We start from the raw sequence: 19102 nt of genomic DNA, 5'->3' as shown, positions 1-19102 counted from the left end.
AATGAAGCAATAAATGCCTGCGCCGCTCCGGCAACATACTTGTGGTCACTGAAAAACACTTTTCAATCTAGAGGAACTGTTAAAGTTTGTTGTTGCTTCACACGCATCGCTTGTCGGTGGATGCTTGCCGCGGGCACGGCCTCAGCTAACTTGGTCAAGAAGATCCCTTGACCAAGTGGATCTTGCCTACGCTCCATATGATCCATTCCGCCCTGTTGTTCGTTTTTTCCAGTTGCAGTTAGTGTTTTGTCCCAGCCCCTTCCACTTTTTGAGTTAAACGCTTAGTGCTCAAGTATTTCAATTGTAGCCTCTCCATTTTCCGCTGCTACTTTAGCCATTCCGCCAATAGGAAAGGTGAAACGGGGAGTCGTATGCCCGAAATTCGCATCTGAAATGACAGGAATGTGATCCAACTCTTTTTTTGAGTGGATGATCCCCTTCAAAACATCCGGATGGAATTCAGATGCGTTCTGGAACCGGCCGATAATGATCGCTTTCACTTTATCAAAGCCTTGTTGATGGATTAGTGATTGTAAGTCACGATCGAAAGTAGGGGGATTAGATAGTTCATCATCTTCAAGAAAGAGGATGGTGTTCTCTAAATCAGGCATGTATTGCGTACCTTGAAGAAGGTTTAATGTGCACAAGTTCCCTCCAATGATCGTCCCCTGGGCTTCTCCTTCATTAATGATACGAGGGCCTTCATTTGAATGGAAAGTACGATTTTCCTGATCAAGATACCAACGATCGTCACTCCAATATTCAGCCGGTTGAATAGTGATGGGAGTAGACCTTGTGACCATTTTTGCGAAGTAATCGAATGTGTAGTCTATCCCCTTTTCCATCCCGAAGGAAGAAAAATGCGGGCCGCTGAAAGTAATAAGCCCTGTCTTGCTATAGATACTGTTGGAGAGCGCAGTAATATCCGAGAAACCACAAAAGATCTTAGGGTTGTCTTGAATGAGACGGTAATCGATATGTTTCAACAATTGGTTACTGTCGAAACCGCCGATTGTGGTCAAAATGGCTTTGACTTTAGAATCGCGAAAAGCTTCGTGGAGATCGGCAATACGGTGTGTGATCGGGTTGGATAAGCTTGAAGCATCTTCATCTGCATATTTACTGAATGTAACTTTGAATCCAAGGCTTTCTAATCTCTCCATGCCTAGTTGTTTCTGATCAGCTGCGATGATGGCAAGGCTTTTAGATGGGGAGATGACCCGGATTTCATCTCCTTTTTTCAGTTTGGCTGGGTACATGACAGGATTTTCCTTTCTATTATAGATTTATTTATTGTCGATTTCTTCCCACCATACAAAATGCTGATTGTTGAAGTACAGCTCTGTTATTCTAAAAGATAAATAAATTCACCTCTATCCAGATAACAATTAGTGGAAATAGCTGAAACAGTTTCCCATAAGATACGTATGTATGAATAAAGGGGGATTCTTATGTGGGCAACATTATTAGGTATTTTCTTTGTGATTGTGTTCTTTACTATTCTGATCAGGTTTATTGGACAGTCTTCCAGCAGCCGTACGATTGGTTCCAAACAGGAGAATCAAAATGCTTGGCAGTCCGACTTTCACAATCATGGAAATGATCACGGGGACGGTGGTGGAAGCGATGGAGGAGGGGAATGACCTCCTCCATCAGTCACTTTCTTAAAATGAATCCTTGGAAGTGGGTAGGACCGTTTCCAACATGGCTCATCGGTATTTTATGAAATGCCTCGATAGTAAAATATTGTTCCAGGACTGTTTCTAAATCCTCATCCTGGTAGAAGGAAAAGAAGCGCTTAGGCTCATGGAAATCATTTTCCCAAATCCCTTCCTGATTGATGCCCCCATATACCCCCATATAGAATAGGCCGTCTGTTTTCAACACATGCTGGACACCCTTAAGAACGTCCCTCAGGTTATTTTTAGGGACGTGAAGCAGACAGTTAAGCGACCAAACAGCATCGAATGAATCTTTTTCAAAAGTAAGCTCATCAAAACTCATAACACTTGCGTTCAATCCTTTTTCCCTGCACTTCTCAACCATCTGCTCGGATAAGTCGGTAGCATGGACATTCAGATTTGCAGTCTTAAAATAATCACTGTCTTTCCCTGCACCTGCCCCAATTTCCAAGAGAGAGTTTTTTTCTTCATTAATCAAACGTTGCAAAAAAGAAGAACGTTCATATATTTTCCACGTTTGGGTCTCTGCATCGTTTCGATGATTGGATTGAGAATCATAAGCGATGGATAATTGCTTTTTTAGTTTTTCAGAAATCATGAATTGCCTCCGTCGTGTAAGAGTTCTTCTTCAAGTTCATTCGTTTGGAAAAGACGAACCTCATTACCGACCCCCGCTCAATATATAAAACCACTTTGCTCATCTCCATACCTCCCTGAAAAAACATATTGAATTTTTGCACAAATCTATCATATAATAAACGTAATGAAAAAAGAAGGGACTGACGTTTAAAGCAATGAAGTACTAATCCTGTTTTTTTACGAGTATGAGAATATTTGAATTCACTCGTTCCAGATACAGGATTAGTCTGTCCTTTTTTAAAAAAAGCTGTATTAGACATTGTTCAGAGGAGCGCCATGCAATCTAACTGCGTTTTACTTCACTACTTTGCATAACAATTCCCTCCTCCTCATATGAAAAATTGAACCCTGCTATTCTCAGCCCATAAAAAAAGGAACTTCCATTGCTCATTCAGCACCTTTTGACAATATGTCTTGGTGTCATTACAGCAATAACAGACGTATGCCTCTCTGGGACGGAACAGGGAGGTTTTTTTATGTTGAAAATGAAAGCTATGAATATAAGATACGAAATCGGCGAACGGGAAATCTTGAACATCAAAGAGCTTCGCATACATGAAGGGGAGCGTATTGGTTTGGTCGGGAAAAATGGAGAAGGGAAGACCCTGCTTATAAAATATTTGATGGGGGAATTGGACGTCATACCACAGATAGAGTGGCACACGACTTACGGATGGATGAAACAGCTGAATGAAGACCTTGAAATATCACCTTCACTCAGTGGCGGGGAGAAAACCTTAGCGAAGCTTGAATCATTGTTTGAAAATGGTCCCCCATTGCTTTTTCTAGATGAACCTACGAACAATTTAGATTGGCACCATGTAGAGAAGCTGGAGGATGAACTTCTTCAGCATAAGGGAGCATATGTCATTGTGTCGCACGATCGAATGCTGTTAAATCGTACCTGTGAGAAAATTTGGGAATTGGATGACGGAAAAATAAGAGTCTTTAATGGCGATTATTTCTTTTATGAAGAGCAAAAAAGGTTAGAAATTCAGAAACAATATGAAAAGCATGAACAGTATCTTAAAGAGAAAAAAAGAATAGAAGAAAGAGTTCGTCAAAAGCGGGATCAGTCAAAAGGAATGAGGAAACCCCCGAAAAGGATGGGTAATTCGGAATGGCAATTGGGGAAAAATAAAGCTGCGGCACAGCAAAAGAAAGTAGAACGAGTAAGCAAGACGCTTGAGCGAAGATTGGAGCGTATAGAAAAAGTCGAAAAGCCGATGGAGTGGGAGGAGGTCAAGATGGAATTTGAGCAAATACAACCGGTGACTCAGAAAATGATTGGCAGACTTGAAGTGATGGATGTAGTGGCAGGGCAAAAACTCTTATTTCGTACGAAACCCCTAGTGTGGAAAACAGGTTCAAAAACAGCTTTGATCGGGAAGAATGGGGCAGGGAAGTCCACCCTGATTCAATGCCTCTTGAATAGTAAAGAATGGTTTCCGGACGGCGTCGAAATCGGTTATCTGCATCAAGCTTTAGAAGAAATGCCATTAGAAGAAATGGTATATGACTATGTAAGTGAAGGCAGTCCTCTTTCAGAAACGAACATCCGGATCATCTTAGCAAGATTGAAATTCTTTACGGAAGACATGAACAAACTACTGTATCAGTTAAGTGGGGGAGAGCGTGTAAAGCTGGGTCTTGCTCGTTTAATGACAAGCGGTTCACCAATTCTTATCCTGGATGAACCGACGAATCATTTAGATCTTGAAGCTATTAAAGCATTGGAGCAATTGATCGTGGATTATCCAGGGACGATTCTTTTTGTTTCCCATGATCGGGAGTTTATTAACAGGACAGCAGATCAATTATGGATGATTGAGAATGGAGAAATGAAAGGTTTTGATGGAACCTGGGCTGAATGGCAGGAATATTTGCAGTCCCCTCCTGAAGCTGATGAAGAAGTTTATGATCAAATGGCCCTGGAAACGAAATTGTCTGAGTTAGTCAGTCGATTGAGTGTGCCTGGACCGAAAGATAAGCTGGAAGATCTGGAAACAGCTTATCAAGATACTTTAGCTAAATTGAAGATGGCGAAGAGGAAATGAAAAGAGGCTGCGGCAAAAGAACTTTTCCGCTAGAGAACCCGGACGAATTCGTTCGGGTCCTCTTTATGAAGCAAAAAATACCACGCCGCTCCATTTGATCCATTCTACCCTATTGTTCGTCATTTCCAGTGGCAGTCAGTATTTTGACGCAGCCTCTTTTCTGCCTTTAGAACTATAAAGTTCCCGCTTGGCTTCCTTATCAGTGATTTAATATGCTTGTCGAAAATCTCAGTCAGTCTCTGCTTTTTTTGCCTCTTTGTTATTTTTCATGAACATATACAAAGAAGCGCCGAAGATGGTGATGTACCCCAGTATGCTGAGGATTTCAGGGATTTGTCCGAATAAGAAAATACTGATCAGTGCGGAATAAACGACTGTGGAATAGAAGAAAATCGAAATCTCCCGTGCGGGCGCGTATTTGTATGCAATGGTCAGACCGAATTGACCTAAAGTCGCAAAAGCACCTGCGGATAGCAGGTACACCCACTGCATTCCTGTCATCGGTTCATAAAACGCTATAGTAAATGGCAACAGGGTTACTGTCGTGAAAAAGGAAAAATAAAAGACGATGGTGTAGAATTTTTCTTTATCTCCTAACACGCGTAATAAAGTATAGGCTCCTGCTGCGAATACAGCGGAGAAGATTCCGGCTAAGTAAGGGATGAGTTCAAGCGAAAAGGCGGGCTTGATGATAAACAACGTGCCTATGAAAGCGATGATTATGGCCAGTACTTGATACATACGTGCTTTCTCTTTCAAAAAGATAGCTGAAAATATGATCAATAAAAATGGGCTCAACTTGTTGAGCATGTCCGCGTCAGAGAGGACAAGGTTATCAATGGCATAAAAAAACAGGACCATACCGATGGTGCCAAGTGCTGAACGGGAAAGTAACAGCGTTTGATGCTCTTTTTTACCGAACAAACGCTCTTTATTGTATAGAACGAAACCGAATGCGATGATCGCGGACACCAGGTTACGGAATAGAGTCTTTTGAACTGTCGGTACATCTCCTGATAGCTTGACGAGCGCAGCCATCATCGAGAAGCCGAAAGCGGATATGAGTAGTAAGATTATTCCTTTATTACGATCGCTCATGATAGTCCTCCCTCTTGTGTTTAGGTTGTGCAAAAAAAACACCTTTACCATCCTAATATAAAAATGAAGGGAAGGAAAGTTATATCGCTTTCTTTTATCTGGCACAGGCACTCAACTACTATATAAGTTATAATCAGGTTAGAAGTTTAGGAAGAAAGGACGATTCTTTTGATTTGCTCTCAGTCTGTTTTTGTGAAAACACGTGTGATTGAAAACAACCAACAACATTATATAGAGCATCAGGAGACCCTGGATCTGTATGAGGATGAAATCGTCACTCCGACAGAGAAATTCGTATTGAAAGATGTTCATGATGTTTCTTATAAAGGCTTGACAGGTACCTATGGATTTCTATATTTGCACACCATCAAGGGGGTACGCACCTATATGGTGAAGGAGCACCCTGCCGAGTGGATGGAATCATTCCGGGCTCTTTTTTAAGGTGGACGCATGAGAATACATCATAGGACGTGATACGTTTAATGGACGTTGTAGAAGAGAATGATCGTATATATTTGAGAGAAGTTCTGCCAGAAGATTGGGCAGCATTCCAACCTTATTCTTCTAATGAGGAAACAGTGAAATACCAGCCCTGGGGGCCGAATACTCCAGATGACTGCAAATTTTTTGTTCGGCAGGCTATGCTCGACAGAATGCAAAGGCACCGCGGCCGCTTTGTATTTGTTATTGTTGAAAAGAGTTCTGGGGCAGTTGTAGGAAATATTGAAATGAACATAAGAGACTGGGACGGAGTGGGGGAGGTCGGCTTCATTATCCATCAGGACCGTTGGGGGAAGGTTTTGCCACCGAGGCGACTCTGCTGATGCTTAACTATTGCTTTGTAACTTGTGAGCTCCACCGCGTTGTTGCTACGTCTTCTCCGCAGAACCTGCCTTCCATCCGGGTTTTGGAAAAAATAGGAATGATCAAAGAAGGGATGTTGAGGAAGGATTTATTGATTAAGGGCGAGTGGAGAGATTCCTTAGTATATAGCATGTTGAGAGAAGAATGGAATGAAGAAAATGAAAAAAACGCAAAGCCCTGAATTCAAAGGCTTTGCGTTTTTGTTTAATGATTGGATAAAGTATCATGAAGCGCTAAACGTTTTACGAGTTGAGAGCTGTCTTTATTTAAACCGACCATTTCGACATCCACATCATTTTCCCTGTATTTTAAGACAAGCTTATCGAGAGCAGCTACGGCAGAGTCATCCCATACATGGGAATCCGAAAAGTCGATCACTACTTTTTTTGCATCGACATTATAATCGAAATGTTTCAGTAAATTTTCTATAGAAGCAAAGAATACTTGACCGCGCACTTTATAAACCAATGTCATCGTGCTTTCTTCATAAACTTTCTCTACATGAATCTTAGAAATCTTAGCTACGAAGAAAATGGCGCTCAAGATGACACCAGCTAAAACGCCTTTGGACAAATCGTGTGTCTTTACGACTGTTCCGACGGTGACCACCATTACGACTGAGTCTGTAAGAGGGACTTTGTGGAACCTTGTTAAGGAACTCCAATCAAATGTACCGATGGAAACCATAACCATGACCCTACAAGAACTGCCATGGGGATCTGCACCAGTAAATCGTTGAAAACGATTATCAGGAGCATCATGAAAATTCCAGCGACCAAAGTGGATAAGCGTCCGCGACCACCAGAAGAAACATTGATGACAGATTGCCCGATCATTGCGCAGCCAGCCATGCCGCCAAAGAGCCCTGACACTACGTTAGCCATCCCTTGTCCCCTTGCTTCTTTGTTTTTATCACTGACTGTATCTGTCATATCATCAACGATTTGAGCAGTCAGCAACGATTCAAGTAACCCGACAAAGGCGAGAGCCAGTGAAATCGGAAAAATGATTTGCAACGTTTCAAAGGTCAATGGGATGTCAGGAAGTAAGAAAATGGGCAATGTACTTGAGAGCTCGCCCATATCTCCGACGGTTTTCAGTCCTGCTCCCGTCGAGACGGCTACAATTGTCATGACGACGATTGCAACGAGCGGTGACGGTACAGCTTTAGTGAATTTGGGTAAAATGTATATGATAGCAAGTGAACCTATTACCATCGCATACATAGCCCAACCAGCCCCTTCGAAGTGAGGGAGTTGGGAAGTGAAAATAAGAATACCAAGGGCATTGACGAAGCCGATCATGACAGACCTTGGAATGAACTTCATGAATTGACCGATTTTAAGTGCCCCTAATACGAATTGTAAAATACCAGTCAAAATCGTAGCAGCAAGCAAGTATTCCAGCCCATGTTCACTCACTAAGGTGATCATCAATAGTGCCATTGCACCGGTAGCGGCAGAAATCATGCCAGGACGACCACCCATAAAAGCGATGACGACAGCGATGCAGAAGGAAGCGTACAAACCTACCATGGGGTCGACTCCAGCGATGATAGAGAAAGCTATCGCTTCAGGGATGAGCGCCATTGCCACGACCAACCCTGAGGGCGTATCGTTTTTTACGTTTCCAAACCATTGTTGTTTAAGTGTTTCAGTGTTCAAATTCGCACCTCTCTCAAAATATTACTTATGCTGCCCGTGACAGCATATAAATCCGGCAAAACCGAGGAAAATTATATCACCATCTGGGAAAAAAACATAATCGGATGTAAGCGCATAAATGTAGTTGATACTCTCTAATTCGTTAATATTCATTGTTTTAGAGGGTGATAACACATAAATGACAAAATTTTGGACTATCTGCAGTTTTCTGCACTGGAATTGTAAAACATGGTAAAATAAATGGAAAATAGGAGCACAGGCAGAAGGGGGCTTCCTTTTGTATAAGAAGATTTTGTTAGCAGCAGATGGCTCAGAACATTCCATACGAGCTGCAAAGCGTGCAGCTGAACTCTCTTCACTTCACTTCAAAGGGCAGGGGAAGTCACAGTAATCTATGTGTTTGATGGAGGTCAATCTAAATCCGATGTGTTGACCGGAGGGAATAAAGAGACAATCGATCAACGCCGTCACCAGCGACTTCGTCCCGTCGAAAACATTCTTAGTGAAGAAAATGTCTCCTTCAACATAGAAATGCGGCATGGAGCCCCTGGTCCGGCTATAGTCAAGTATGCCAACGAAGGAGAATTCGATCTCGTCATCATCGGAAGCAGAGGTTTGAATACACTGCAAGAAATGGTATTGGGTAGTGTGAGAACGGGCAAAATGTCCTGTCATGATTGTGAAGTAATTTAATTGAAAGAGGGAGGCTTCTTCAAATGAGCGAACAAGGATGTATCAAATGTGGAAGTACAGATGCGGATCAGAAGGATGTTTCAATGACTGGTGCAGGGTTGTCAAAAATGTTCGATGTCCAGAACAACCAATTTACTGTAGTGTTTTGTAAGAACTGTGGCTATTCGGAGTTCTATAACAAGAACGCTTCCAAAGCGGGTAATATTTTCGACTTTTTCTTCGGAGGATAATGATTGTATATCAACTCTCCAATGAACAGGCAGTACCCAAAAACACGATCTGAGCAGCTAACTCAGATCGTGTTTTTTTTGAGGTCTCCAACTATTAAGAAGTTATTTGCTGTTTCGGGTTCCGATTATTCCAGATGATTGAACTGTTTTTCGCTAGCTGATCTGATGATATTTGGATTTTATCACAAACTTCAACCCTACATGACTGATCACTGACAGCAAGGTAAGTATAGACAAAAGGACTGCTGAGACCGACCAGATCCCCTTGAGCCCACTTATGTTCCAAAGGACAAGGATAATCACTCCGAAAACTACCGCTTCAATCGCCAACGGAGCTATTCCGATGAACCTCCCTTTAAAAACTTCCCTTTCGTCTGTCCAATTAAGCTTCGGACTGGTGAAATCGACGACCAAGCCTGCAATACTGGCAATCCAGCTCAATACTAAGGAAAGCACAAACCATATTCCCCAGATTGTGAAGGGGACATTGAGTATAAATAAGGCGGCAGCACTGATCAGCAGCATGGACAACAAATTCATGAAAAAGGATGTCCAGAGCTTACTCAAAATCACCGTACTTGGTGGGATAGGTAAATGGAGATGTGTGTTCCAGCTTTTCCCATCTCTTGAAATGGACGAAAAAGAGGCTGGATTAATTCCGAAAGCAATAACAGAAAAACCGAACATGCCCAGAATCGCTTTTTTACCATCTATATCATTCAGTTGGGCTCCCATCTCTGTGAGCGGTCCATTTGGATCAAGAAGGATGATGATGATCAGGAAGACGGGTAGAAAGAGACTCTGAACCACGATTTGTGTGAAGAAAGTCGGCGTTCGGAAAATGATTTTCATTTCTTTTCTCCACAAACTATATAAAACCGGCTGCTGCTTTAATTTTTTCTGGATATTCTCTTCTTTGAAAGTACTTCTTTTCCCACCGGAGAGTCCAAGCACCCCTTTAAAGTAAAATTTCTGTCCCATTGTTAAAAACAGCACGATAGCGCCTGCGGAAAGGACGATCATAAGGATAAAGTATGAAATACCGCTGAGTGTTCCTGGCTGAGTAAGGGCAATGCTGCTGAAATAGGCGCTCGGGAAAAACTTCGTAACAAGTTCCAGAAGTGCATTTTGTTCAGTGACCATATTGGCAATGTCGCTGTTTGAACCACCTGAATCCAGTCGAATGAGGACATTGATACCTATTGCGAATACGAAGCCAAGCAGACCTACGAGCACCTTTGTCCGGTCTTTGTTCTTCGATATATTGGCGAAGCGCATGATGAACATGAGCACGATGGAGGTGAGTACAAACGGAATGATGGGAGTCAGTAACCATAGGATGAGAGCGAATAAGTAATAGAGCAGCCCGGAGCCACTATGTAGGCCGTAAAATATCAGGGACGGCAATAATAGGACGCTGTTCAATCCATATAAGGATAAAAAGGGAACCGCTGACTTCCCGGATAATATTTGATAAGGCTGAAAAGGAAGTGCGATAAAGGATTCCACGTCTTCAGCAAAATAAAAAGAGCTGAGCACAGTTCCTATACTGATAAAACAAAAGGCAAAGGTCATCATGACGAACAGGAGACCCAGAATTACGCTTTCATTTCCTGTGGGGGCGAGTGCCGCATACATATTACCGATCAGCCCCTGGATGAAGAACAATATAAGCAGGCCGAAAGGGATCATCATTAGACCTACCAGAACGTAACCGAACTTCTCCATAGAACTCTTACCAGCCATCGACAATTGCATTTTGACCATGATTTTCATTAGTTTCCATGCTTTACCCATTTTGAGTCAACTCCAAGAAAAGGCGCTCAAGGTTGTTGTCTTCTTTGAATTGCTGCCTCATTTCAGCCATATTGCCTTGGAATTGGACGTGGCCATTATTGATAATAGCTACTTCGTCACATAACTGTTCGACGACTTCTAAGACATGTGTTGAGAAAAATACGATTTTACCTCTGGCTGCATGTTCACGCATCATTTCCTTTAATGTATAGGAAGATTTAGGGTCAAGTCCTGTCAAAGGCTCGTCGAGTATCCACACATCTGGATCATGCAGGAGTACACCGCTGACGACGATTTTTTGACGCATCCCGTGCGAATAGGTTTGGATGTGATCATCCAGTGCTTCATAAATGCCGAAGCTTTTGGTCAAGTATTCGATTTTTTCCTTTCTGACCTGCTTCGGTACATGAAAAACGTCAGCAATGAAATTCAAATATTCGATCCCTTTTAACCTTAGAAAGATGTCAGACCGATCTGGTACGTAACCGAATAAGTGCTTTGCCTTCATCGGAGCTTCTGCCACATCGACACCGTTTATCCTAATTGAACCTTCATCGATAGGTAAGATTCCTGTCATCATTTTAATCGTCGTTGATTTACCAGCACCGTTCGGCCCGAGAAAACCGAAGATCTTACCATCCGGAATATTCAAATCAAGATTTTTGACAGCCTGCTTACCAGGGAAGCTTTTTGAGATGTGATTGATTTCAATCATAATTTCCACCCTTTCCCACAAAATACTTTCGCTTACTCATACGTTTGAGGGTGTCAGACGTTTCATTGTTTGAGAAAAAGTGCCATGTGTTCTTCATCCAAGTACCGATCTGGCAGCTTGATCGCTTTGCGTTCGACACCATAGGATTCGAACCCCAGTTTCTCATAGAGTTTTTTCGCAGGTTGATTGTCCGTTACTACACTTAAATGGAGAACTTCTAGGTGAATGGCTTGAGAAAAAAGAATGACCTCCTGGATCAACAGCTCAGCCCCGCCTTTTCTTCTGTTTTCCGGTGTTATGTACATCGCTACGATCGATGCTTTGTGAGCGAATTTTGGATGAGCTTCTTTAATTAAAGTAACCACCCCGACAAGAGTTTCTTCCGAGAAAAGACCAAAGGTGCGGGATGTTTTGCTATCCAAACGATCGGCTGTCGATTTTATTGGGTCAGGTCTTTGTTTTTCTTGTTCATAAGTTGTGATAAAGGCATCTGGGTTGGTTAATAATGCTTCTAGACGGAGTTCGTAATACCGTGCAGCATCTGAACCATTCAATTCACGTGTTTGCATAGGGGTTCCCTCCTTCAGTTCTCCCTAGATTAGCGAAAATATATGGTAAAGTAAAGGAAGAACTTAACATAAGGTAGAGGTGATGGGTGTGACGGAAAAGGAAAAAATGTTATCTGGAGAATTATACGAACCATGGGATGATGAGTTGATAATTGAAAGATCTCGTGCAAGGCAGTTGACAAATTCACTGAACCAGACAAAGGATTCTGAGAATCACTACCGAAAACAATTGATTGAAGATTTATTTGGAACTATTGAAGGAGAAATGGGTCTCGAGCCCCCTTTTTATTGTGATTATGGATACAATATCCACGTAGGGGAGGGGTTCTTCGCTAATTTCAACTGTGTATTTTTAGATGTTTGTCCAATTACAATCGGAAAACGTGTATTGATTGGTCCAAATGTCCAATTATATACAGCCACTCACCCTATCGATAGGAAAACGCGCGCAAGTGGATTGGAAGCTGGAAAACCGATTACGGTTGGAGATGACGTCTGGATTGGAGGGAATGCAGTCGTTAATCCAGGAGTAACAATCGGAGATAACGTCATTATTGGTGCGGGAGCTGTAGTGACGAAAGACGTGCCCGCCAATGTGTTTGTCGGTGGAAATCCTGCCAAACGGATTAAAGACATAGAATGAGCTTCCGGGGTGGTCGTTTCTTCATTTTTTCGTTATCATACTAATGGATACTTGCATATGTAAAAAGTAGAGAGGATTGAACATATGATTAAACGTAAGAGTCAAAGAGAAATTGAAAAGATGCACGAAGCAGGGAAGTTGTTAGCAAGTGTACACAAACAACTTCGTACATTTATAAAACCAGGTGTGACAACAATGGAAATCGAAAATTTTGTTGAAAAATATCTGGCAGAGCGTGGGGCGACAGGGGAACAAAAAGGGTATCAGGGATACGAATTCACTACATGCGCCTCGATTAATGATGAGATTTGCCATGGCTTCCCTCGAAAAGAGCAGCTTGAAGAGGGGGACATTGTTACAATTGACATGGTTGTAAACTTGAATGGATTCCTGGCTGACTCTGCATGGACGCATGCGGTCGGTGAAGTCAGTGAGGAAACCCAAAAACTGATGGATGTTACCAAAACATCGTTGTATAAAGGAATAGAGCAGGCAGTACCGGGTAATCGAATCGGTGATATCGGCCATGCCATCCAAGCTTATGCAGAAGGGGAGGGGTATTCGGTTGTCCGTGATTTCACCGGACACGGAATCGGTGAATCCATTCATGAAGATCCCTATATTCCTCACTTTGGCGCAGCTGGAAAAGGTGCCCGATTGAAAGAGGGGATGGTCATTACCATTGAGCCGATGATCAATATCGGCGGATGGGCCAGTCAAATGGATGAAAATAACTGGACGGCTCGCACAGTTGATGGCACATTGTCCGCTCAATATGAGCACACAGTAGCCGTTACAAAAGAGGGACCGGTCATTTTGACAGAACAGGATGTAGAGTAGAGAGTAGAACAGACCGGGGATTCCGGTCTGTTTTTTTACTTTGGAAATTGTGCTTCACGTGATACAAAAAACTTTATGGCATAAAAAAACTCCCCTGCGAGAGGGGAGTTTTTTATACGTCCTTATTTTTGAACGTTAGCTGCTTGTGGTCCACGCTGACCTTCTTCAATTTCGAAAGAAACAACTTGTCCTTCTTCAAGGGATTTGAATCCTTCTTCTTGAATAGCAGAGAAGTGTACGAAGACGTCGTCTTGACCTTCTACTTCAATAAATCCGAAACCTTTTTCTGCGTTAAACCATTTTACTGTACCTTCGACCATGTACAATTACCTCCTGCGTGGAAAAATTCCACATTGTATTACTATTCTTGCTCTTTCAAGTTCCATCAAGACGACATCTTTTGAAACATCTTCTCTTGCATGAATCTTATCGAACAATGAATAATTAACTTCAGTATAACAGATGGTCCAAATGAAATAAAGGTCTTTTGTTAAAAAAATGGTTCAACTTAAAAGATCATTCTTGGGCCTGTGTCAGGTAAGCTTGGTTCAGGAGTGAAAAGAGGGATTTTTCTACAAGAGAATCGACATCGTCTTTATGAATTTTGGCTAATTCATAAAGCGTGCTGCTTTGTTCTAAAAGATGACCGACGACTAACCATCCTGTATAATTGGCTTCTTTTTCATAACCGGATGCTCCTGTCCCTTTGGTGAAAGAATAGAGTGCTTCATAATCGGTGCGGTGTAAATGTGGGAGTATGTTGATCATGACCCGGTTCGGTTCACGGCTGCACTTTTCTTTATGCCAGGTAGAGGGACGTTCTGCCACTCCATCACTTTGGAGGAGCTCTTGTGTGGTGTGTAGAGAAAGTCCTTCTTGAAAAATCAGTTGGCCGAGAGTCCGTGTATGACTGGGTGCAAGTCCTGATTGACTGCAATGCACAACACGTGTCAATTCCTGGCATAGTCTTGTTCTGCTTGATGCGAGTTCGACAGGGAAGCAAAGGGTATATCGATGATCGTCTTTAACGATAAATGGATCTGTTTCGAATGTGCCGACAAAAAACAGGACTGTAAGGTGTACCGGTTCAGTGCACTGGAGCGTCTGCTTAATTGATTCCACTTGTTCACTCAATGCGACAGAATCAACTTCAAAGAATTGGATCTTTTCATAGACGTGAGTGTACTGATCCCATGCGTACTCCAGCATTTCTTTGGCTAATTGATCCTGATGGTAACCTGGCGGTGTATATGGAAAGGCGTAATGCTCCACCCATAGCTGATATCGCTGGTGTGGCGGAACTTGGGCAGCTTGATCATAAAACTTCAAGAACTTGTCTAACATCTGTGTGCTTTTTACAACATCCATGATGATCCCCTCCGAGTGGTTTAGGATTGACTCAAAAATTCCAACCGTTTCTTCCATACTTCCTGAGCATCTTTTCCAATCCAAATCAAATGACTGTCTGCATCCACTTCGAAAATTTCACAATCGGGAACTGAGGATTTCAATAACAAAGCATTGGTGTAGGGAACACTTCTATCTTTTTGTGAATACATCCCCAATACAGGGACTTCTAAACGGTTCATATCAGGAACCGTGTGTTCTAAGTCATTCGTGAAGCCTTTTCCTGATTGAGAGGTAGATAACATATCATAAATGAAGCGGCGGTCATTAGGTGAGAGCCTTTCTAGATAGGCGTCCACATCTTCTGTCGTCATTTCTGAAAGAAGTTGTTTCATAATAAGATCGGGGAAAAACTTGAGCAACGTTCTTAAACTGCCCCAAACAATTCGTTCGGCAGGACCGAAGAGGATTTTCGCCTTTTGTTTGGTTTTTTTGTTCCAGGGGCTGGTCAATGCCGCTTCCATCAAGAGCTTATTCACACGTTCAGGGTGACTGGAGGCTAAGGCGATTCCTGTTGGGCCAGCAGCTGATATTGCGATCACGCTCACACTTTCAATATTTAAATGATCAAGTATTTCTACAATGGTCTCAGCGAATTCCTCAGGTGTTCTTCCAGTGGATGGTTCCGTATAATCGTAACCAGGCCTGGAAACCGTCAATAAAGAAAAGCCTTCATAAACGAGACTGCTGTGGGACAGGTCGGTATTCCGGGTGGAGTGACCGCCTTTCAACAACAATAGTGCCGGTCCAACACCTTTATATGTAAATTCAACTATCCCTCTCGTCGTATCAAGGAGTGTAGTGGTCATGGGCTCATCCCTTTCTTCCTTTTTCCATAACTTAAATATAAGCTATAATGAAAGAAAATGAAACATCAGAGGATTCTGAAAAAAGAGGTGAGAATGTGAGAATTGTGTCGATTTGTCCTAGTAATACTGAAATTATCGCCTATCTTGACCGCGTACATCTGTTGGTTGGTGTCGACAATTATTCTGATTACCCTCCCCAAGTGGAGAGATTGCCTAAACTTGGACCTGACTTATCTATTGATATAGAAAAAGTAGCAGAACTGCAACCGGATTTAGTTCTTGCTTCCTTGTCTGTTCCAGGTATGGAGAAAAATATTGAAGGTCTGGATGAATATGGTCTGCCTTATATTATATTGAATCCAAACAGTATTTATGAGATTTCAGAAGATATTCGCAGGGTGGGAAAAGCCATTGGTATCGAAGCGGAAGCAAATTCGAAAGCGCATACATTTATTTTGGAGATAGAAAAATTCAAAGCAAGAGCTGAGCAGAGTGGAGATAAGCCTTCTCTTTACTGGGAATGGTGGCCGAAACCTGTATTTACACCAGGAGGGCTGAACTGGTTGACAGAAATCAGTGAGCTTGCAGGTGCTTACAACATTTTTCGAGATGAAAATACAGCAAGTTTCCAGACTGATTGGGAAGATGTGAAGCGGCGAGATCCAGATCATATATGCATGGTGTGGGTCGGAGTGAAAGAAGAAAAGATGAATACTGATCTAATAAGAAAGAGACCGGGGTGGGATGAACTGACCGCAGTTAAGCAGGACCGTATTCATGTGTTGGAAGAATCCCTTTTCTGTCGTCCAAGTCCGAGGCTTCTCGTGGGATTGAGGAAAATCGAAGAGATTATCAGAAACGAAAAAGGCAACCCCTCATAAGGGTTACCTTTTTAGTGTTCCTTGTTTTTATGTTTGGGTACCGCTAATTCCTTGAAGTTTGCTGCAAGGTCATTTAATTGATTGGCTAATAATTCATCTTCCATTGGTAACCCATGGCCGGTCACCGCAACTGCTGGATTCAGCTTTGCTAATTTCTGGACAGATTTTTCTGCTTCATTCCAGTTGTGTGTGAAATAAGCCGGTGGGCCGTGAACATGTTGATGTTGGATGAAAACAGCCAAGCTTGATTCCTGTTTGACTGTAATGAAAGCGTCTCCTGTAATCAATGTACGGTCTTTGTCCCGGAATAAGGAGATATGACCAGGGGTATGACCTGGAGTATGAATCACCCGCCATTCTTTTAAGAAGGGGAGATTGCCATCATTAGGAATGGGGTGAATATACTTGCTTAAGTCTACAGGGTCTGTCGGGAAAAAAGGGGACATAATAGCAAAGAGCCCTCCTCCTACTGTTGCATCTCCTACGGGGTAGTCCCGTTTACCTGTGACATAGTCCATTTCCATAGGATGTATATAGATAGGAACCCGCCAATGATCTGCTAATTTCTTCGCTGAACCGACATGATCAAAGTGGCCATGTGTCAGAATGATGGCTTGAGGAGGCTGACCTCCATAGCGTTTTTCTGCTGCTTCCATAATTCTCTTGCTATAATGACCAATCCCGCAATCTACGAGCACCCAATCCTCTGCGCCTTCTTTGCCAAGAAAAATCACATTGGCGATCAAGGTCCGGTAAAAAGCAACATCGTCAAGAACTTGTTCTGCTTCAGCATGGGCCATATGCCAATTTTCATTTGTTTCTTCATGGTGTTCGAATTGATCCATCCATTCCACCTCTTTACTCGATGAGCCGTTTCTTGGTAGTTTGGTTTGTTTCAACCGGATTATTCAATAGATGAGAACTTATAATGAGCAGTACCCTGAATTTCAATGATAGTGTAATCGGATTCGCATTATTTAGAAAAAATTTACATTTTTGGTGTGGGAATTCAATTAATAATGGAACCATTCAAAAAGCGCCCCCGTCTTCGGAGGCGCTTTGAATTTTAATTAGCTTTTTCAAGCGATTGTATATTCTCAGATCCTTTTGGGGTTAATGTTTTTCCAGTGAACCCGAAGAGGATTGTCAAAAGCGGACTGAGTAAGCAGAAGAAAGCGAACGGCAAATAATCCAATACGGGTACACCGAGCACATCTGCCAAAAATACTCCACAGACGCTCCATGGTACAAGGGGATTAATGACAGTGCCTGCATCTTCAAGTGTCCGTGATAGGTTTTTCCTGGCTAATCCAGCTTTTTCATACACGTCTTGATAGGCTTCACCAGTGAGCAGAATTGAAAGGTATTGCTCACCAATGGCGATATTGATGCCAATGGCGGTGAAGGCCGTCGATAATGTCGCTGATCTAGCCGTTCTCAACGATTTTTGCAACCGTGACAGGATAGACGGAATGACTCCCGTGACGAAGAACAACCCACCAAGAGCCAGGGCTAAAATGACCAGGGAAACGGTGAAAAGCATCCCATTCATCCCTCCGCGTGTGAGTAGTTCATTGACGACTTCATTACCTGTATCGGCTTGGAAACCATCGAACCATGTACCCCAAAGGGCACCCCATTCCAAGACACCGCGGAAACCTGCAATCAAAGTAGCAATGATGCTGCTGGTCGCTAAGGATAGAAAAGCCGGTCGTTTAGTGATTGTCATTGCAATTAATGCAGCTAAAGGAATCCACGAACTCCAGTGCATCAAGCCTGCGTCAGCTAAACCTGTCTGGAAGCTGTTCAGCTGCTCTACATTTGCACTTCCCTCAGGAGATAGAAAGATAAAAAGGACGAAAGCGATGATAAAGGCAGGAATCGTCGTCCATGTCATATTCTTGATATGATCAAAAAGGTCTACTTTCACTACAGTAGAAGCTAAATTGGTCGTATCGGATAATGGAGACATTTTATCGCCGAAGAATGCACCGGAAACGATAGCACCTGCAGTCATAGCTAAGGAAACATCCATGGATTGAGCAACACTGATAAAAGCGACACCGACAGTAGCGGCAGTGGTGAAAGAGCTGCCCAGAGCGATCCCGATGATTGCCGTTACAGCAAAAATGATTGCTAAGAACCAAGGTCCTCCAGCTAGCAGGAATCCTGTGTTTATCAATACAGGAATCGTACCGCTGGCCATCCAGCTGGAAATCAAAATTCCGATGATGAAAAATAACAGCACGGCACCCATGCCTGTCTGGGCACCCTGTGTCATCCCGTATTGAAGATCTTTAAAAGACATCTTTTTCATGAAACCATACATAAGCATCACAAGGATCCCGATTAAAATAGGAACGTGGGGGACGGTTTGGATCGAGATGATAAAATAGCTGATGATTCCAATGGTGGTGAGCAATAGTAGACTTGCTTCCAAGATAGTCGGCAATTTTTTTGGTTGTAAATGCAGCATAATTGTTCCTCCTTTTTTCTCCATAACAAAAAGCTCCG

At 42.6% G+C, this 19102-nt stretch carries 19 protein-coding genes and 3 pseudogenes; 9 read left to right on the top strand and 13 right to left on the bottom strand.

Annotated features, from left to right (window positions below):
* Positions 1–62: 62 nt before the first annotated feature.
* The gene (locus tag HLI_RS22115; RefSeq protein WP_277750307.1) at positions 63–197 is read right to left on the bottom strand and encodes a hypothetical protein; all 135 of its coding nucleotides are present in this window, start codon (positions 195–197) and stop codon (positions 63–65) included.
* Between the two features lie 84 nt (positions 198–281).
* Positions 282–1259, bottom strand: coding sequence for a S66 family peptidase (locus HLI_RS05510; RefSeq protein ID WP_128523762.1), 978 nt, complete (start codon positions 1257–1259; stop codon positions 282–284).
* Between the two features lie 192 nt (positions 1260–1451).
* Here HLI_RS05510 and HLI_RS05505 point away from each other — a divergent pair, with 192 nt between their 5' ends.
* Positions 1452–1643: a hypothetical protein gene (locus HLI_RS05505; RefSeq protein WP_128523760.1), complete on the top strand. Its 192-nt coding sequence runs from the start codon at positions 1452–1454 to the stop codon at positions 1641–1643.
* A 13-nt stretch (positions 1644–1656) separates the two neighbouring features.
* Here the strand turns inward: HLI_RS05505 and HLI_RS05500 are convergent, their stop codons facing one another.
* Positions 1657–2280: a class I SAM-dependent methyltransferase gene (locus HLI_RS05500; protein ID WP_128523758.1), complete on the bottom strand. Its 624-nt coding sequence runs from the start codon at positions 2278–2280 to the stop codon at positions 1657–1659.
* A 517-nt stretch (positions 2281–2797) separates the two neighbouring features.
* Between HLI_RS05500 and abc-f the strand changes: the two genes are divergently transcribed.
* Positions 2798–4378, top strand: coding sequence for a ribosomal protection-like ABC-F family protein (gene abc-f / locus HLI_RS05495; RefSeq protein WP_128523756.1), 1581 nt, complete (start codon positions 2798–2800; stop codon positions 4376–4378).
* Positions 4379–4606: 228 nt separating this feature from the next.
* Here abc-f and HLI_RS05490 read toward each other — a convergent pair whose 3' ends face one another.
* Complete coding sequence (locus HLI_RS05490) at positions 4607–5476, bottom strand: DMT family transporter (RefSeq protein ID WP_128523755.1); 870 nt, start codon at positions 5474–5476, stop codon at positions 4607–4609.
* A gap of 168 nt (positions 5477–5644) precedes the next feature.
* Between HLI_RS05490 and HLI_RS05485 the strand changes: the two genes are divergently transcribed.
* Both HLI_RS05485 and HLI_RS22275 read left to right on the top strand, forming a co-directional pair.
* On the top strand, positions 5645–5917 hold the full coding sequence (locus tag HLI_RS05485; RefSeq protein ID WP_128523753.1) for a hypothetical protein: 273 nt from the start codon (positions 5645–5647) through the stop codon (positions 5915–5917).
* Between the two features lie 41 nt (positions 5918–5958).
* Positions 5959–6521: pseudogene (locus tag HLI_RS22275) on the top strand (GNAT family N-acetyltransferase).
* 23 nt (positions 6522–6544) lie between these two features.
* Here HLI_RS22275 and HLI_RS05475 read toward each other — a convergent pair.
* Positions 6545–8004, bottom strand: a pseudogene (locus tag HLI_RS05475) (SulP family inorganic anion transporter).
* Between the two features lie 277 nt (positions 8005–8281).
* Here HLI_RS05475 and HLI_RS05470 point away from each other — a divergent pair.
* Both HLI_RS05470 and HLI_RS05465 read left to right on the top strand, forming a co-directional pair.
* Positions 8282–8692 (top strand): annotated as a pseudogene (locus HLI_RS05470) (universal stress protein).
* A 28-nt stretch (positions 8693–8720) separates the two neighbouring features.
* Positions 8721–8927, top strand: a complete 207-nt coding sequence (locus HLI_RS05465) for a zinc ribbon domain-containing protein (RefSeq protein ID WP_128523751.1) — start codon at positions 8721–8723, stop codon at positions 8925–8927.
* A gap of 153 nt (positions 8928–9080) precedes the next feature.
* Here the strand turns inward: HLI_RS05465 and HLI_RS05460 are convergent, their stop codons facing one another.
* The 3 genes from HLI_RS05460 to HLI_RS05450 form a co-directional block, all read right to left on the bottom strand.
* Positions 9081–10724: a putative ABC transporter permease subunit gene (locus HLI_RS05460; protein WP_128523749.1), complete on the bottom strand. Its 1644-nt coding sequence runs from the start codon at positions 10722–10724 to the stop codon at positions 9081–9083.
* On the bottom strand, positions 10717–11439 hold the full coding sequence (locus HLI_RS05455) for an ABC transporter ATP-binding protein (protein ID WP_128523747.1): 723 nt from the start codon (positions 11437–11439) through the stop codon (positions 10717–10719). Before HLI_RS05455 ends, HLI_RS05460 begins: the two co-directional genes overlap by 8 nt.
* A gap of 62 nt (positions 11440–11501) precedes the next feature.
* Entirely contained in the window at positions 11502–12008 is a 507-nt protein-coding gene (locus HLI_RS05450) for a GNAT family N-acetyltransferase (RefSeq protein WP_128523745.1), read from the bottom strand.
* 82 nt (positions 12009–12090) lie between these two features.
* Here HLI_RS05450 and HLI_RS05445 point away from each other — a divergent pair, with 82 nt between their 5' ends.
* Both HLI_RS05445 and map read left to right on the top strand, forming a co-directional pair.
* Positions 12091–12651 carry a sugar O-acetyltransferase gene (locus HLI_RS05445; RefSeq protein ID WP_128523743.1) on the top strand — a complete coding sequence of 187 codons (561 nt, stop codon included), beginning with the start codon at positions 12091–12093 and terminating at the stop codon, positions 12649–12651.
* 84 nt (positions 12652–12735) lie between these two features.
* On the top strand, positions 12736–13491 hold the full coding sequence (gene map / locus HLI_RS05440) for a type I methionyl aminopeptidase (protein WP_128523742.1): 756 nt from the start codon (positions 12736–12738) through the stop codon (positions 13489–13491).
* A gap of 122 nt (positions 13492–13613) precedes the next feature.
* On the opposite strand, the gene HLI_RS05435 is transcribed toward map, so the two are convergent.
* The 3 genes from HLI_RS05435 to HLI_RS05425 form a co-directional block, all read right to left on the bottom strand.
* The gene (locus tag HLI_RS05435) at positions 13614–13811 is read right to left on the bottom strand and encodes a cold-shock protein (protein WP_089653196.1); all 198 of its coding nucleotides are present in this window, start codon (positions 13809–13811) and stop codon (positions 13614–13616) included.
* A 196-nt stretch (positions 13812–14007) separates the two neighbouring features.
* On the bottom strand, positions 14008–14859 hold the full coding sequence (locus tag HLI_RS05430; protein WP_128523740.1) for a hypothetical protein: 852 nt from the start codon (positions 14857–14859) through the stop codon (positions 14008–14010).
* A gap of 20 nt (positions 14860–14879) precedes the next feature.
* The gene (locus tag HLI_RS05425) at positions 14880–15707 is read right to left on the bottom strand and encodes an alpha/beta fold hydrolase (RefSeq protein WP_128523738.1); all 828 of its coding nucleotides are present in this window, start codon (positions 15705–15707) and stop codon (positions 14880–14882) included.
* 95 nt (positions 15708–15802) lie between these two features.
* Here HLI_RS05425 and HLI_RS05420 point away from each other — a divergent pair, with 95 nt between their 5' ends.
* Positions 15803–16588: a cobalamin-binding protein gene (locus HLI_RS05420; RefSeq protein WP_128523736.1), complete on the top strand. Its 786-nt coding sequence runs from the start codon at positions 15803–15805 to the stop codon at positions 16586–16588.
* An 11-nt stretch (positions 16589–16599) separates the two neighbouring features.
* On the opposite strand, the gene HLI_RS05415 is transcribed toward HLI_RS05420, so the two are convergent.
* Positions 16600–17433 carry an MBL fold metallo-hydrolase gene (locus HLI_RS05415; RefSeq protein WP_128523735.1) on the bottom strand — a complete coding sequence of 278 codons (834 nt, stop codon included), beginning with the start codon at positions 17431–17433 and terminating at the stop codon, positions 16600–16602.
* Positions 17434–17654: 221 nt separating this feature from the next.
* A complete protein-coding gene (gene nhaC / locus HLI_RS05410; RefSeq protein WP_128523733.1) occupies positions 17655–19064 on the bottom strand; it encodes a Na+/H+ antiporter NhaC in 1410 nt (469 codons plus the stop codon).
* Positions 19065–19102 lie beyond the last annotated feature (38 nt).

Source organism: Halobacillus litoralis (genome assembly GCF_004101865.1).
Taxonomy (GTDB): domain Bacteria; phylum Bacillota; class Bacilli; order Bacillales; family Halobacillaceae; genus Halobacillus; species Halobacillus litoralis_A.
This window is presented reverse-complemented; position numbering and strand designations above follow the sequence as displayed.

Coding starts and splice junctions, on each gene's coding strand:
- HLI_RS05415 (WP_128523735.1), bottom strand. CDS start 17,433: ATGGATCAATTCGAACACCATGAAGAAACAAATGAAAATTGGCATATG.
- HLI_RS05425 (WP_128523738.1), bottom strand. CDS start 15,707: ATGACCACTACACTCCTTGATACGACGAGAGGGATAGTTGAATTTACA.
- HLI_RS05490 (WP_128523755.1), bottom strand. CDS start 5,476: ATGAGCGATCGTAATAAAGGAATAATCTTACTACTCATATCCGCTTTC.
- HLI_RS05435 (WP_089653196.1), bottom strand. CDS start 13,811: ATGGTCGAAGGTACAGTAAAATGGTTTAACGCAGAAAAAGGTTTCGGA.
- HLI_RS05460 (WP_128523749.1), bottom strand. CDS start 10,724: ATGGGTAAAGCATGGAAACTAATGAAAATCATGGTCAAAATGCAATTG.
- HLI_RS05510 (WP_128523762.1), bottom strand. CDS start 1,259: ATGTACCCAGCCAAACTGAAAAAAGGAGATGAAATCCGGGTCATCTCC.
- map (WP_128523742.1), top strand. CDS start 12,736: ATGATTAAACGTAAGAGTCAAAGAGAAATTGAAAAGATGCACGAAGCA.
- HLI_RS22115 (WP_277750307.1), bottom strand. CDS start 197: ATGGAGCGTAGGCAAGATCCACTTGGTCAAGGGATCTTCTTGACCAAG.
- HLI_RS05505 (WP_128523760.1), top strand. CDS start 1,452: ATGTGGGCAACATTATTAGGTATTTTCTTTGTGATTGTGTTCTTTACT.
- HLI_RS05430 (WP_128523740.1), bottom strand. CDS start 14,859: ATGGATGTTGTAAAAAGCACACAGATGTTAGACAAGTTCTTGAAGTTT.
- HLI_RS05465 (WP_128523751.1), top strand. CDS start 8,721: ATGAGCGAACAAGGATGTATCAAATGTGGAAGTACAGATGCGGATCAG.
- abc-f (WP_128523756.1), top strand. CDS start 2,798: ATGTTGAAAATGAAAGCTATGAATATAAGATACGAAATCGGCGAACGG.
- HLI_RS05450 (WP_128523745.1), bottom strand. CDS start 12,008: ATGCAAACACGTGAATTGAATGGTTCAGATGCTGCACGGTATTACGAA.
- HLI_RS05445 (WP_128523743.1), top strand. CDS start 12,091: ATGGGTGTGACGGAAAAGGAAAAAATGTTATCTGGAGAATTATACGAA.
- nhaC (WP_128523733.1), bottom strand. CDS start 19,064: ATGCTGCATTTACAACCAAAAAAATTGCCGACTATCTTGGAAGCAAGT.
- HLI_RS05455 (WP_128523747.1), bottom strand. CDS start 11,439: ATGATTGAAATCAATCACATCTCAAAAAGCTTCCCTGGTAAGCAGGCT.
- HLI_RS05500 (WP_128523758.1), bottom strand. CDS start 2,280: ATGATTTCTGAAAAACTAAAAAAGCAATTATCCATCGCTTATGATTCT.